13 protein-coding genes are annotated in these 14,178 nt (G+C 68.2%); 11 read left to right on the top strand and 2 right to left on the bottom strand.

Annotated features, from left to right (window positions below):
* Positions 1 to 68 precede the first annotated feature (68 nt).
* The 4 genes from AC1RCS_RS07725 (at position 69) to AC1RCS_RS07710 (ending at position 5,193) form a co-directional block, all read left to right on the top strand.
* On the top strand, positions 69 to 1,046 hold the full coding sequence (locus tag AC1RCS_RS07725; RefSeq protein WP_492244196.1) for a Rieske 2Fe-2S domain-containing protein: 978 nt from the start codon (positions 69 to 71) through the stop codon (positions 1,044 to 1,046).
* Positions 1,046 to 2,098 (top strand): adenosine deaminase, encoded by a 1,053-nt coding sequence (locus AC1RCS_RS07720; RefSeq protein ID WP_492244195.1) that lies wholly within the window; start codon positions 1,046 to 1,048, stop codon positions 2,096 to 2,098. The genes AC1RCS_RS07725 and AC1RCS_RS07720 overlap by 1 nt, the downstream gene beginning before the upstream one ends.
* Positions 2,099 to 2,371: 273 nt before the next feature.
* Positions 2,372 to 3,946, top strand: coding sequence for a methyl-accepting chemotaxis protein (locus tag AC1RCS_RS07715; protein WP_492244194.1), 1,575 nt, complete (start codon positions 2,372 to 2,374; stop codon positions 3,944 to 3,946).
* Positions 3,947 to 4,062: 116 nt separating this feature from the next.
* Positions 4,063 to 5,193: a BMP family ABC transporter substrate-binding protein gene (locus AC1RCS_RS07710; protein ID WP_492244193.1), complete on the top strand. Its 1,131-nt coding sequence runs from the start codon at positions 4,063 to 4,065 to the stop codon at positions 5,191 to 5,193.
* A 66-nt stretch (positions 5,194 to 5,259) separates the two neighbouring features.
* On the opposite strand, the gene AC1RCS_RS07705 is transcribed toward AC1RCS_RS07710, so the two are convergent.
* Together AC1RCS_RS07705 and AC1RCS_RS07700 are read right to left on the bottom strand one after the other, a co-directional pair.
* Positions 5,260 to 6,018: a LytR/AlgR family response regulator transcription factor gene (locus AC1RCS_RS07705; protein WP_218295657.1), complete on the bottom strand. Its 759-nt coding sequence runs from the start codon at positions 6,016 to 6,018 to the stop codon at positions 5,260 to 5,262.
* Positions 5,999 to 7,252, bottom strand: a complete 1,254-nt coding sequence (locus AC1RCS_RS07700) for a sensor histidine kinase (protein WP_492244192.1) — start codon at positions 7,250 to 7,252, stop codon at positions 5,999 to 6,001. Before AC1RCS_RS07700 ends, AC1RCS_RS07705 begins: the two co-directional genes overlap by 20 nt.
* A 51-nt stretch (positions 7,253 to 7,303) precedes the next feature.
* On the opposite strand from AC1RCS_RS07700, the gene argH reads away from it, so the two are divergent.
* The 7 genes from argH to hisG all read left to right on the top strand — a co-directional run bounded on the left by argH (position 7,304) and on the right by hisG (position 14,164).
* On the top strand, positions 7,304 to 8,776 hold the full coding sequence (argH, locus tag AC1RCS_RS07695; RefSeq protein WP_492244191.1) for an argininosuccinate lyase: 1,473 nt from the start codon (positions 7,304 to 7,306) through the stop codon (positions 8,774 to 8,776).
* 204 nt (positions 8,777 to 8,980) lie between these two features.
* Positions 8,981 to 9,973, top strand: a complete 993-nt coding sequence (locus AC1RCS_RS07690; RefSeq protein WP_492244190.1) for a Bug family tripartite tricarboxylate transporter substrate binding protein — start codon at positions 8,981 to 8,983, stop codon at positions 9,971 to 9,973.
* Positions 9,974 to 10,125: 152 nt separating this feature from the next.
* Positions 10,126 to 11,151: an ABC transporter ATP-binding protein gene (locus tag AC1RCS_RS07685; RefSeq protein ID WP_218293436.1), complete on the top strand. Its 1,026-nt coding sequence runs from the start codon at positions 10,126 to 10,128 to the stop codon at positions 11,149 to 11,151.
* Entirely contained in the window at positions 11,148 to 11,903 is a 756-nt protein-coding gene (locus tag AC1RCS_RS07680; protein WP_218293437.1) for an ABC transporter permease, read from the top strand. Before AC1RCS_RS07685 ends, AC1RCS_RS07680 begins: the two co-directional genes overlap by 4 nt.
* Position 11,904: 1 nt before the next feature.
* On the top strand, positions 11,905 to 12,147 hold the full coding sequence (locus tag AC1RCS_RS07675) for a BolA family protein (protein WP_218293438.1): 243 nt from the start codon (positions 11,905 to 11,907) through the stop codon (positions 12,145 to 12,147).
* Positions 12,148 to 12,233: 86 nt separating this feature from the next.
* Complete coding sequence (gene murA, locus AC1RCS_RS07670; RefSeq protein WP_492244189.1) at positions 12,234 to 13,508, top strand: UDP-N-acetylglucosamine 1-carboxyvinyltransferase; 1,275 nt, start codon at positions 12,234 to 12,236, stop codon at positions 13,506 to 13,508.
* On the top strand, positions 13,505 to 14,164 hold the full coding sequence (gene hisG, locus AC1RCS_RS07665; RefSeq protein ID WP_370627805.1) for an ATP phosphoribosyltransferase: 660 nt from the start codon (positions 13,505 to 13,507) through the stop codon (positions 14,162 to 14,164). The genes murA and hisG overlap by 4 nt, the downstream gene beginning before the upstream one ends.
* The last annotated feature ends 14 nt before the right edge of the window (positions 14,165 to 14,178 follow it).

Below are 14,178 nucleotides of genomic sequence, written 5' to 3'. Positions count from 1 at the left end.
CTCGCCCGCAGCCCCGCGCGATCGGGGCGCGATCATCCCCATACGCACCACGAGATTCCCTGCCCACCATGATCGAAGCCACCCTCTGGCATCCTGTCGCGCCCTCGGAGGATGTCGTGCAGGCCCCGCTGGCCGCGCGCCTGCTGGAGCGCGACATCGTGCTCTGGCGCGATGGCGAGGGCCATGCGCAGGCCTTCGCGGACCAGTGCCCGCACCGGGGTGCGCGCCTGTCGCTCGGCCGTGTGCACGAGGGCCGGCTTGAATGTCCCTACCACGGCTGGCAGTTCGCCGCGAACGGCCAGTGTGTGCACGTGCCCGCACTGGCGCATTTCACCCCGCCCGCCACGCACTGCGCCCACCGCCATGCCGTGCACGAGGCCCACGGCCTGGTGTGGGTGCGGCTCGAGGCCGGCGATGCCGCGCCGCCCGCCTTTGCCGCCGAGGACGATGCGCGCCTGCGCAAGCTCAACTGCGGCCCCTATGACGTGGCGGCGAGCGCGCCGCGCATCATCGAGAACTTCCTGGACATGTCGCACTTCGGCTTCGTGCACGAAGGCTGGCTGGGCACGCGCGAGGCCACGGCCATCGACGACTACCGCGCGGAGTCCCTGCCCACGGGCCTGCGCGCCACGGGCTGCAAGGCCTGGCAGCCCCAGTCCAACCTGCATTCGACCGCCCCGGCCCAGGTGGAGTACACCTATGAAGTCACGGCCCCCTATGCCGCGGTGCTGACCAAGGTGCCCGAGGCCGGCACCACCGCGGTACGGGATTGGCGCGAGGCGATCGCGCTGTTCATCTGCCCCGTGACGCCCGTGCGCAGCCGCGTCTGGTTCCGCCTGGCGGTGGCGGATTTCGAGTCGCCGGCGGAAAAGCTGCAGGCGTTCCAGCACACCATCTTCATGCAGGACCAGCCCGTGCTGGAGTCGCAGGTGCCCCGGTGCCTGCCGCTGGACCTGCGGGCGGAGTTGCATACCGCCGCCGACAAGGCATCATCCTTCTACCGCCGCTTTCTGCGCCACAGCGGCATCACCTTTGGAGTCTGCTGATGTTTAAAGTGCCTCCCATCTCCACCGAACGCCTGCCCGAACTGCTGCGCGCCATGCCCAAGGCCGAGCTGCACATCCACATCGAGGGTTCGCTGGAGCCCGAACTCATCTTCGCGCTGGCGCAGCGCAACGAGCTGGCATTGCCCTATGACAGCGTGGACGCGCTGCGCAGCGCCTACGCGTTCACCAACCTGCAGAGCTTTCTGGACATCTACTACGCGGGCGCCAGCGTGCTGCTGCACGAGCAGGACTTCTACGACATGGCGCGCGCCTACCTGGGGCGCGCGGCGCGCGACAACGTGCTGCACGCCGAGATCTTCTTCGATCCCCAGACCCACACCGCGCGCGGCGTGGCCATGGAGACGGTCATCAACGGCCTGCACCGCGCCTGCCAGGACGCGCGCACCGAACTGGGCATCAGCGCGACCCTGATCCTGTGTTTCCTGCGCCACCTGAGCGAGGAGTCCGCGTTTGAAACGCTGGAACAGGCCATGCCGCTCATCGACAAGATCGTGGGCGTGGGGCTGGACTCCAGCGAGGTGGGCCACCCGCCCGAGAAGTTCGCGCGCGTGTTCGCACGCTGCCGTGAACTGGGCCTGCACCTGGTGGCGCATGCGGGCGAGGAGGGGCCTCCCGCCTACATCTGGAGCGCGCTGGAGGTGCTCAAGGTCGAGCGTATCGACCACGGCGTGCAGGCCGTGCACGATGCCGCGCTGATGCGGCGCCTGGCGCAGGACCGCATCGCCCTCACGGTGTGCCCGCTGTCCAACCAGAAGCTGTGCGTGTTCCCCAACCTCGCCGACCACAACCTGGGCCAGCTGCTGGACGCCGGCCTTGCGGCCACGGTCAATTCGGACGACCCGGCTTACTTTGGCGGCTACATCAATGAGAACTTCACGCAGGTGTTCGCGGCCGCGGGCCTGACAGCCCGCCATGCCTACCAGCTGGCGTTCAACAGCTTCGAAGCGAGTTTTGCCGGCAACGCCGACAAGCGCGTGTGGGAACACAAGCTCAAGGAAGCCTTCGAGCGGTGCGTGGAGCACGACTACTGAACGCAGGCGCACGCTCCCCGAGCGGCAGGCGGAGGCTGGCCATGCCGGCCCTTCGCGGGAGCCGCCGTTTTTGAGGGGATTTCGCTGCGCGGGGGCGCCGCGTGCACCGGACCGTCGCACACGTTGCAGGTGAAATCCGGGTAAACCCTAGAATCATGGGTTTCTGTAAGCATTTGTTGGCATCCACCGGATGCCCGCGTGCCCTGAAACGGCCCTGCGGGGCCCTAATTTTTTGTGCAGGCGTCTGCGCTGTTTCCTACCGGAGTGTTTTCCATGTTTCTCAATCAGTTGTCCATCGGCAAGCGCCTTACCCTGGTGCTCGGTGTGATCCTCGCGCTGTTCCTGGCGAGCAGCATCGTGGCGGTGGTCCGGCTGGGCCAGCTTGGCGCCGAGATCGACACCATGGTCAACGACAACGTCAAGACCGAACGGGCGGGCTCGGACTGGCTGCGCCACACCACGTCCGGGGTGCAGCGTGCCGCGGCCATCGCCAAGAGCAGCGATGCCAGTCTGATCCCGTACTTCGCGCCCGCCACGGCGGCTTCCATCCGCGACACCAATGAACTGCAGAAATTCATCGAGTCGAAAATGGACACGCCCGAGGAAAAGCAGCTGTTCATCAAGGTGGGCGAACTGCGCAAGAGCTATCTGGCCGCGCGGGAAGAGGTGAGCAAGTTCAAGCAGGCGGGTGACGCCGAGAACGCGAACAAGGTGTTCACCGAGCGCTTCGAGCCCACCTCGCGCAGCTACCTGGCCGGCGTGCAGGAGATGGTGGATGCCCAGCGCGCCCAACTGGACGCCGCCGGCAAGCGCAGCGAAGAGCTGCGCGCGCAGACCACCTTGCTGCTGCAGCTGTGCACGGCCATCTCGCTGGTGCTCGGTGGGCTGCTGGCCTGGCTGCTGGCCACCAGCATCACGCGTCCTTTGCGCCACGCCGAGGCCATTGCCGAATCGATCGCCGACATGGACCTGACCGGTGCGCCGCAGGCCAGCTACGCCAACGACGAAACCGGCCGCCTGCTGCGGGCGCTGGACCTCATGCGCAGTGCGCTGCACGGCTCGCTGCAGCAGGTGCGCGGCGTTGTGGACAGCATCTCCACCGCCAGCACGCAGATCGCCATCGGCAACCAGGACCTGAGCGCGCGCACCGAGCAGACGGCCGCCAACCTCGAGGAAACGGCGAGCTCCATGGAAGAGCTCACCAGCACCGTGCGCCAGAGCGCCGACTCCGCCGTGCAGGCCAACCAGATGGCCGCATCGGCCGCCCAGGTGGCGCAGCGCGGCGGCGAGGTCGTGGCCCAGGTGGTGAGCACCATGGACGCGATCAACGCCAGCAGCAAGAAGATCAGCGACATCATCGGCACGATCGACGGCATCGCCTTCCAGACCAACATCCTGGCGCTGAACGCGGCGGTGGAAGCCGCCCGTGCGGGCGAACAGGGCCGCGGCTTTGCCGTGGTGGCCAGCGAAGTGCGCAGCCTGGCGCAGCGCAGCGCCGAAGCGGCCAAGGAGATCAAGAACCTGATCGGCCAGTCGGTGGAGAAGGTGGAATCGGGGGCCGCGCTCGTGCAGAACGCGGGCAGCACCATGGACGAGATCGTGAGCTCCGTGCGCCGCGTGACCGACATCATCGGCGAGATCAGCGCCGCCGCGTCGGAGCAGAGCCAGGGCATCAGCCAGGTGAACGTGGCCGTGAACCAGCTGGACCAGATGACGCAGCAGAACGCCGCCCTGGTGGAGGAGTCCACCGCCGCCGCCGAGAGCCTCAAGGACCAGGCCGCACGCCTGGCGGACGTGGTGGGCGCGTTCCGCCTCGGCGCGCCGTCGAACACGCCGCGGCTGCGCTGAGGAAGCGCTGCGCCAGCGCGGGCGCCCCCCCGCTGGCTACAATACCGCCCTTGCAAAGGCTGCTGTCCCGGCAGCCTTTTGCTTTTTCTGTCATCGGGACCATGTAGAGGAACACCATGTACAAAAACCTCGCCACCGCACTGCGTGCGGCTTGTGTGAGTGCGCTCGCGGGCGCCGTTTTCATCTCCCCCGTTTTTTCCCAGACTGGCGCGGCCGCTCCCAGGGCGGCGCCCGCCGAACCCGTCAAGGCTGGTTTCGTCTACGTCTCGCCCATCACCGAGGCGGGCTGGACGCGCCAGCACGAAGAAGGGCGCAAGGCGGTGGAGGCCGCGCTGGGCAGCCAGGTCAGGACGACCTTCGTCGAGAACGTGGCCGAGGGGGCCGATGCCGAGCGCGTGATCCGCGACCTGGCCGCCACGGGCCACCAGATCATCTTCACGCCCAGCTTCGGCTACATGGAGCCCACGCTCAAGGTCGCGCAGGACTACCCGAACGTGAAGTTCGAATCCATCACCGGCTACAAGACGGCCGCCAACGTGGCCGTGGCCAATGCGCGCTACTACGAAGGGCGCTACCTGGCGGGCATCGCGGCGGGCCGCATGAGCAAGACCGGCGTGGCGGGCTACGTGGCGGGATTCCCGATCCCCGAGGTGCTGCAGGGCATCAACGCGTTCATGCTGGGCATGCGTTCGGTGAACCCCCAGGCCACCGTGAAGGTGGTGTGGATCAACGTGTGGTTCGACCCGCCCAGGGAGCGCGATGCGGCCATGGTGCTCTTCAACCAGGACGTGGATGTGATCGCCTTTCACACCGGATCCACGGCCGTGATGGCCGCCGCGCAGGAGCGCGGCAAGATGGCCGTGGCCTACCACTCGGACATGCGCCGCACCGGGCCCGATGCCCAGATCGTGGCCGTGACCCACCAGTGGGGCCCGTACTACACCGAGCGCGTGCGCGCCGTGCAGAGCGGCACCTGGAAAAGCGCCGCCCTCTGGGGCGGGGTGCGCGAGGGCATGATCCGCGTGGGCGACTTTGGCTCCCGGGTGCCGGCGGCCGTGCAGCAGGAGGTGCTGGCCGCGCAGAAGGCCATTGGCGCGGGCAGGCTGCAGCCGTTTCGCGCGGGCAAGGCCCCGGTGCGGGACAGCGAAGGGCACGAAGTGATCGCTGCGGGCCAGGCACTCTCCGATGCGCAGATCCTGCAGATGAACTGGCTGGTGGAAGGGGTGCAGGGCAAACTGACGCGGTGATCCTGCCGTCGACAAGGACGGTCAACTGCCCGAGCATCGAGCGCAGAATGCCCTGAAAAAGCGGCATCAACGCGCCAGCTCTTCCCGCACAGCGGCCACCTGCCGGCGCGACACCGCCAGCAGTTCCGTGGAGCCCTGCAACCGCACGGCCCAGCCTTCGCCCTCCTCGGGGTCGTAGTGCTTTTCCAGCGCGCGCACGGCGCGGCGGGCCACCAGCGCGTTGCGGTGGATGCGCAGGAAGCGCGGCGCGAACTTGGCCTCCAGCTCGCTCAGGGCGCCGTCCATGATGTAGCTGCGCGTGGCGGTGCGCACGGTGACGTACTTTTGCTCGGCCTTGAAGTACAGCACCTCGGCCAGGGGCAGGCGTTCGGTGCGGCCCCGGTCCTGGATGAGCAGGGTTTCGCCTTCGGGCACGCCGGTGGTGGGCGCGGACGCGGGGGGGCGCGTGCCACGCTGTACCTTGGCCAGTGCCTGCTGCAGGCGTTCGCGGCGCACGGGCTTGGTCAGGTAGTCGGTGGCATCCAGTTCGAACGCGCTCACGGCATGGTCCGCGTGGGCCGTCACGAACACCACGGCCGGGGGCTGGGGCAGGGTCTGCAGGGTGTGGGCCAGTGCCAGCCCATCCTGGCCGGGCATGTGGATGTCAAGCAGCACCAGGTCGAAGGCGCGTCCGCCCGTGGGCCCCAGCAGCGCCATGGTTTCGCCGGCGTTGGCGGCCTCGGCCACGGTCATGCGCTGGGCAGGCTGGGCCTGGGCGCAGTCGGACAGGAGGGTGCGCAAGCGGCTGCGGGCCAGGGCTTCGTCGTCAACGATCAGGATGTTCATGGTCGGTAGCGGGGCTGCTGTGGTTGAGGTCGTCTTCGCCGTCCACCATGCGGCGCTGGGATGTTTGCGCGCGGCCGCCATGGGGGCCCCTTCGGGCTGGCGCCGCGCCGCGCGCGCCCCGGGCGCGCGCCTTGGGGTCGGTGGCGGGCAGGGTGATGCGCACCTGGTACAGGCCGTCCTGCACGCCGGCGGTGAATTCGCCCTGCACATCATGCAGCAGCGCCAGCCGCGCGCGGACGTTGGCCAGGGCAATGCCGTGGCCCCGGGGCGCCGTGTCGTCGCCATGGCCGCTGCCGTTCCTGCCTTCCTTGGGGGGCAGGGTGTTGGTGATGCGCACCACCACGCGGCTGCCGCGCAGCTCGGTCAGCACGCGCAGCCGCCCGCCGCGCGCGCTGGGCTCCACGCCGTGCTTGACGGCGTTCTCCACCAGCGGCTGCAGCAGCAGCGGCGGCAGGCGGGCGCTGTCGGTGCGGGGGTCCAGGTTCCACTGCACCTGCAGGCGCTTGCCAAAGCGCACCTCTTCGATGGCCAGGTAGCGGCGCGCCAGGGTGATCTCTTCGGCCAGCGTGACCGATTCCCCCTGTTCCACCAGCGCGTGGCGAAACAGGTCGCTCAGGTCTTCGAGCAGCGATTCGGCCTTGGCCGGTTCCGCGCGCACCAGCGCAATGGCGCTGTTGAGGGTGTTGAACAGGAAGTGCGGCCGGATGCGCGACTGCAGCTCGGTCAGCCGCGCCGTGGTGGCCGCGGGCGTGCGGCCCCGTGCGCGCAGCACCAGCGCCGCCACCAGCATGGCCGCCAGCAGCGCCCCTGTCGCGGCGCTGGCCAGCCAGGGCGGTGACGCAGGTTGCGCCACCAGCGCCAGCATGCCGCAGGCGTAGGCGCCCGCCAGCGCGCCCAGCAGCACGCCGGCCGCATACTGCTGCGCGGTGGAGAGGCGCTGCAGAACAGTCTTGAGGCTGCAGGCCGTGATGAGCCACAGCAGCGTGGCCGGCAATGCGCCGCCCGTCAGCAGCGCCATCGTGGCCAGCCATTCCACGGGGTTGCCCGCTCCGAACATGGCGCCCACGCCCACCACCAGCTCCACGAACAGCACGGCCCGCAGCACCACGCCCACCTGGCAGGCATCGAACACCAGCACCCGGCGCGCGGGCGCCAGGCCACCCCGCGCGGAGCCTCGCGGCAGGGCCGAATCGGGCGGCGGGGGCTGGGTCGATAAAATTTGCGTGTTTTGCATTGCGGCGCCCGGGTTGTCCGGGTGTCTGAACCTCCGGATTATTGCCCTCCTATGTCCAAAGCCCAAGCCACCAGCGCTGACTCTGCGCCGTCCCACAACCAGCTCGATACCAAGGCCCAGGCCTGGTCGGCGCTGTTTTCCGAGCCCATGAGCGACCTGGTCAAGCGCTACACCTCCAGCGTGTTCTTCGACAAGCGCCTGTGGCAGGCCGACATCGCGGGCAGCCTGGCGCATGCCGAGATGCTGGCGGCCCAGGGCGTGATCAGCCAGGAGGACCATGCCTCCATCCAGCGCGGCATGGCGCAGATCACCTCCGAGATCGAGTCCGGCGGCTTCGAATGGAAGCTGGACCTGGAGGACGTGCACCTGAACATCGAGGCGCGCCTGACGCAGCTGGTGGGCGATGCCGGCAAGCGCCTGCACACCGGCCGCAGCCGCAACGACCAGGTGGCCACCGACGTGCGCCTATGGCTGCGCGGCGAGATCGACCTGATCGCCGACCTGCTCAAGGAATTGCAGGTGTCGCTGGTGGACGTGGCCGAGCAGAACGTCGAGGTGATCCTGCCCGGCTTCACCCACCTGCAGGTGGCCCAGCCCGTGAGCTTCGGCCACCACATGCTGGCCTATGTGGAAATGTTCGCGCGCGATGCCGACCGCATGGCCGATGTGCGCCGCCGCACCAACGTGCTGCCGCTGGGGGCCGCTGCGCTGGCCGGCACCACCTACCCGCTGGATCGCGAGCGCGTGGCCAGGACCCTGGGCATGGAGGGTGTGTGCCAGAACAGCCTGGACGCCGTGAGCGACCGTGACTTCGCCATCGAATTCACCGCCGCGGCCAGCCTGTGCATGGTGCACGTGAGCCGCCTGAGTGAAGAACTCATCATCTGGATGAGCCAGAACTTCGGCTTCATCAAGATCGCCGACCGCTTCACCACGGGCAGCTCGATCATGCCGCAGAAGAAGAACCCCGATGTGCCGGAACTGGCGCGCGGCAAGACCGGCCGCGTGGTCGGCCACCTGATGGGCCTGATCACCCTGATGAAGGGCCAGCCCCTGGCGTACAACAAGGACAACCAGGAAGACAAGGAGCCGCTGTTCGACACGGTGGACACGCTGAAAGACACGCTGCGCATCTTCGCCGAGATGGTCGGCGGCCAGCTGAACCCCGCCACGGGCCAGAAGGAGGGCGGCATCACCGTCAACGCGCCCGCGATGGAGCAGGCCGCGCTCAAGGGCTACGCCACCGCCACCGACCTGGCCGACTACCTGGTCAAGAAGGGCTTGCCCTTCCGCGACGCGCACGAGACCGTGGCCCACGCGGTGAAGGCGGCCACCACGCACGCCTGCGACCTGTCGGAGCTGCCCCTGGCCGTGCTGCAGGGCTTTCACCCGCAGATCGACAAGGACGTGTACGAGTGCCTGAGCCTGCGCGGCTCGCTCAATGCGCGCAACACCTTGGGCGGCACCGCGCCCGCGCAGGTGCGCAGCCAGCTGGAGCGCCACCGCGCGCGCCTGGGAAAATGAGACAACCCCTGGGGCGCTGCGCGCCTTTGCCCGTCTCTCGAATCGCCGCGCAGTTCGGGAAGGGGCACGCCGCCAGCGCACGCCAGCGCAGCGCCGCAGCCACGGCGGGGCGGCCCCTGGTGCGCCGGGGCCGCTGGCCTGAACCGTGCTAGGTGTGCGGATGCGCACCCCAGCGACCACATTCGAACAAACCGGAGTTCTGCCATGACGACCACTTCCCGCCGCAGCCTGCTGTCCCGCCTTTTGCGCACCACCGCCCTGGTGGGCGCCGCGCTGACCGTGGGGCTGGCCTTTGCCCAGGCACCCAAGCCCATCCGCCTGCTGGTGGGTTTCCCGCCCGGCGGCGGCACCGATGCGATCGCGCGCACGCTCGCCGAGAAGCTCAAGGACGAATTGGGCCAGCCCGTGGTGGTGGAAAACCGCCCCGGTGCGGGCGGCCAGATCGCCGCGCAGGCGCTCAAGGCCTCGGCGCCGGACGGCACCACGCTGTTCCTCACGCACGACCACACCATCTCCATCCTGCCGCAGGTGGTGAAGAACCCGGGCTTTGATCCGGTGCGCGACTTCGTGCCCGTGGGTGGCTTCGCCACCTTCGTGAACGCGTTCGCCGTCTCGGGCGGCACGCCGGCGAAGTCGTTCCCCGAGTACGTGGCCTGGGTGAAGGCCAGTGGCCACGGCAAGGGCGCGGTCGGCATTCCGGCACCCGCCTCCACGCCCGAGTTCCTGGTCAAGCTGCTGGGCCAGAAGTACCAGCTGGACCTGGTCTCGGCCCCCTACCGGGGCAGTGCGCCCATGATGGCCGACATGCTGGGCAACCAGATCAGCGCGGGCGTGGCCTCGGTGCAGGACTTCATGGAGAACCACAAGGCCGGCAAGGTGCGCGTGGTGGGCGTGCTGGGCACCAGGCGCCAGGCGGCCATGCCCGACGTGCCCACCTTCGACGAGATGGGCCTCAAGGGCTTCGAGGACCTGCCGTACTACGGCATCTACGCACCCACAGGCACGCCGCAGAAGTTCATCACCGACTTCTCGGCCGCGCTGGCCAAGGTCGTGGCCATGCCCGACGTGCGTGACCACCTCACCGCCATGGGGCTCACCGTGGGCCACATGTCGCCCCAGCAGCTGGCCGCCCGCCAGGCTTCCTACACCGACGCCTGGACCCGCATCATCAAGACGAGCGGGTTCGTGGCGCAGTAGGCGGGAGCCGAAGGACCGTGAATCCTGGGGACTCGCTCCCAGAGGCGGTGGAAGCGATCTCCCGGTACGCGGCTCGGCCGGGACACGCGGCGGGCGCTCGGGCAGACCCCGGTCGGCGCTCTTTGGTGCAAGGCCGTAAAATCAGGGGCTTCATGCCCGCAGTCTCATTCCAAGCCATCTCCAAGACCTTTGCCACGCCCAAAGGCCCTTTCCAGGCACTGAACCAGGTCAGCCTGGACATCGAGGAGGGCGAGTTCTTCGGGCTCCTGGGCCCCAACGGTGCCGGCAAGACCACCCTCATCAGCATTCTCGCGGGCCTGGCCCGTGCCAGCAGCGGCCGTGTGCTGGTGCAGGGCAGCGACGTGCAGGCCGACTTTGCCCAGGCGCGCCGCAAGCTGGGCGTGGTGCCGCAGGAGCTGGTGTTCGACCCTTTCTTCAACGTGCGCGAGTCGCTGCGCATCCAGTCCGGCTACTTCGGCGTGAAGAACAACGAAGCCTGGATCGACGAACTGCTGGAAAACCTGGGCCTGGCCGACAAGGCCACGGCCAACATGCGCCAGCTGTCGGGCGGCATGAAGCGCCGCGTGCTCGTGGCACAGGCGCTGGTGCACAAGCCACCCATCATCGTGCTCGACGAGCCCACTGCGGGCGTGGACGTGGAGTTGCGCCAGACGCTCTGGCATTTCGTGGCGCGCCTGAACAAGGAAGGCCACACCGTGCTGCTGACCACGCACTATCTGGAAGAAGCCGAGGCCCTGTGTGGCCGCATCGCCATGCTCAAGTCGGGCCGCATCGTGGCCCTGAACCGCACGAGCGAGCTGCTGCAGGCGGCCTCCGGCAGCATCCTGCAGTTCAAGACCGATGCGGTCCTGCCGCCTTCGCTCAACGCGCTCGCCCGCGTCACGGGCCGCATCGTGCAGTTGCCCGCGCACGACGCGGCCGAGATCGAAAGCCATCTGGCCGCGCTGCGGGTGGCGGGCGTGGACGTGCATGACATGGAGATCCGCCGGCCCGACCTGGAAGACGTTTTCCTGCAGGTGATGTCGGGCACCTCGGCATCCAATATTCCTCTGGCGGGGGTGGAGGCTGCCGCAGCGCCGGGCCGCCCCAGGCAGGGCGCAGTCCCCTTGGGGGGCGGCGCGGAGACCGCAGTGCCGAGCGTGGGAGCACAACGATGACTGGCTGGCAGACCCTGTTCTACAAGGAGGTGCTGCGCTTCTGGAAGGTGAGCTTCCAGACCGTGGCCGCGCCCGTGCTCACGGCCGTGCTGTACCTGCTGATCTTCGGCCACGTGCTCGAAGACCATGTGAAGGTCTACGACCGCATCAGCTACACCGCCTTTCTGGTGCCGGGCCTCGTGATGATGAGCGTGCTGCAGAACGCCTTCGCCAACAGCTCGTCGAGCCTGATCCAGAGCAAGATCATGGGCAGCCTGGTGTTCGTGCTGCTCACGCCGCTGTCGCACTGGGCCTGGTTCCTGGCCTATGTGGGCTCGTCCATCGTGCGCGGGCTGGTGGTGGGGCTGGGGGTGTTCATCGTCACGCTGGCGTTCGCCCGGCCCGAGTTCGCCGCGCCGCTGTGGATTCTTGCGTTCGCCTTCCTGGGGGCGGCCTTGCTGGCCACGCTGGGGCTGATTGCCGGGCTGTGGGCCGACAAGTTCGACCAGCTCGCGGCGTTCCAGAACTTCGTGGTGGTGCCGATGACGTTCCTCTCGGGCGTGTTCTATTCCATCCAGTCGCTGCCGCCCTTCTGGCAGACCGTGAGCCACCTCAACCCGTTCTTCTACATGATCGACGGTTTCCGCTACGGCTTCTTTGGCCAGAGCGATACCTCGCCGTGGCTCAGTCTCTCCATCGTGGGCGTGGCCTGGCTGGCCGTGAGTGCCCTGGCGGTCCACCTGCTGCGCACCGGCTACAAAATTCGGAATTGACATGACCGCAGACCAACTCAAAGACATCATCGCCGCCGGCCTGGCCTGCGAGCACATCGCGCTCGAGGGTGACGGCCGCCACTGGTACGCCACCATCGTCTCGGCCGAGTTCGAGGGCCGGCGCGCCATCCAGCGGCACCAGCGCGTGTACGCCACGCTGGGCGCCAAAATGCACACCGACGAGGTGCATGCGCTGTCGATGAAGACCTTCACGCCCGCTGAATGGGCCGCGCAGCCCCGGTGATTGCTAGGTTGCTCCTCTTTTAATAGCTGCCTGCGCTTGATGGAAAAGCGCTGGCGGCACTTTTTATTCATATTTCTGGTTTCGAGATGGACAAACTCCTGATCCGCGGCGGCCGCCGCCTGCATGGCGAGGTACTGGTATCCGGCGCCAAGAACGCCGCCCTGCCGGAGTTGTGCGCCGCGCTGCTCACGGCCGAGCCGGTCACGCTGCTGAACGTGCCGCAGCTGCAGGATGTGAGCACCATGCTCACACTGATCCGCAACCTGGGCGTGGCGGCCGCGCGTGCCGACGATGGCACGGTGCGCATCGATGCCAGCGGCCTGAACACGCCCGAGGCGCCGTACGAGCTGGTCAAGACCATGCGCGCCTCGGTGCTCGCCCTGGGCCCGCTGCTGGCGCGCTTCGGCGAGGCCACGGTGTCGCTGCCTGGCGGCTGCGCCATCGGCTCGCGCCCGGTGGACCAGCACATCAAGGGCCTGGCCGCCATGGGCGCCGACATCGTGGTCGAGCACGGCTACATGATCGCCAAGCTGCCCGCAGGCTGGACGCGACTGAAGGGCGCGCGCATCACCACCGACATGGTCACGGTGACGGGCACCGAGAACTTCCTCATGGCCGCCGCGCTGGCCGAGGGCGAGACCGTGCTGGAGAACGCCGCGCAGGAGCCCGAGATCTCCGACCTGGCCGAGATGCTGATCGCCATGGGCGCGAAGATCGAAGGCCACGGCACCAGCCGCATCCGCATCCAGGGCGTCGAGAAGCTGCACGGCTGCACCCACCGCGTGGTGGCCGACCGCATCGAGGCGGGCACCTTCCTGTGCGCCGTGGCCGCCACGGGCGGCGACGTGGTGCTGCGCCATGGGCGCGCCGACCACCTGGACGCCGTGATCGAGAAGCTGCGCGAGGCCGGTGTGCAGGTGCAGGCCGTCGACGGCGGCATCCGCGTGCAGAGCGCGGGCGGCGCCACGCTCAAGGCGCAGGGCTTTCGCACCACCGAGTACCCCGGCTTTCCCACCGACATGCAGGCGCAGTTCATGGCGCTCGACTGCATCGCGCAGGGCACGGCCACGGTGACCGAGACGATTTTTGAAAACCGCTTCATGCACGTCGACGAGCTGGTGCGCCTGGGCGCCAAGATCCAGACCGACGGCAAGGTCGCCATCATCGAGGGCGTACCCCGCCTGTCGGGCGCCACCGTGATGGCCACCGACCTGCGCGCCTCGGCCAGCCTGGTCATCGCGGGCCTGGTGGCCGACGGCGAAACCATGGTGGACCGCATCTACCACCTGGACCGCGGCTACGACTGCATGGAAGCGAAATTGCGCGGCATCGGCGCGGACATTGAACGGATCACAGCATGAGCAGCAGCATGATTACCCTGGCGCTTTCCAAAGGCCGCATCTTCGACGAAACCCTGCCTTTGCTCGCCGCCGCCGGCATCGAGGTGCTGGAAGACCCCGAAAAGTCGCGCAAGCTGATCCTGCCCACCAACCAGCCCAACGTGCGCGTGGTGCTGGTGCGCGCGACCGATGTGCCCACTTACGTGCAGTACGGCGGCGCCGACATCGGCGTGACCGGCAAGGACACGCTCATCGAACACGGCGGCCAGGGCCTGTACCAGCCGCTGGACCTGCAGATCGCCAAGTGCCGCGTGAGCGTGGCCGTGCGCAACGATTTCGACTACGCCCGTGCCGTCAAGCAGGGTTCGCGCCTGAAGGTCGCCACCAAGTACACCAGCATCGCGCGCGACTTCTTCGCGACCAAGGGCGTGCACGTGGACATGATCAAGCTCTACGGCAGCATGGAACTCGCACCGCTCACCGGGCTGGCCGATGCCATCGTGGACCTGGTCTCCACCGGCAACACGCTCAAGGCCAACCACCTGGTGGAGGTCGAGCGCATCATGGACATCAGCTCGCACCTCGTGGTCAACCAGGCCGCGCTCAAGCTCAAGCAGGCGCCGCTGCGCCGCATCATCGATGCGTTCGCCTCGGCCATTCCTGCGGAAAAGAATTGACCCCCACCCACCGA

This window comes from Acidovorax sp. GW823-FHT01C06 (assembly GCF_058798375.1).
The sequence above is the reverse complement of the archived record's forward strand: the minus strand, read 5'-3'. Positions and strand labels throughout refer to the sequence as shown.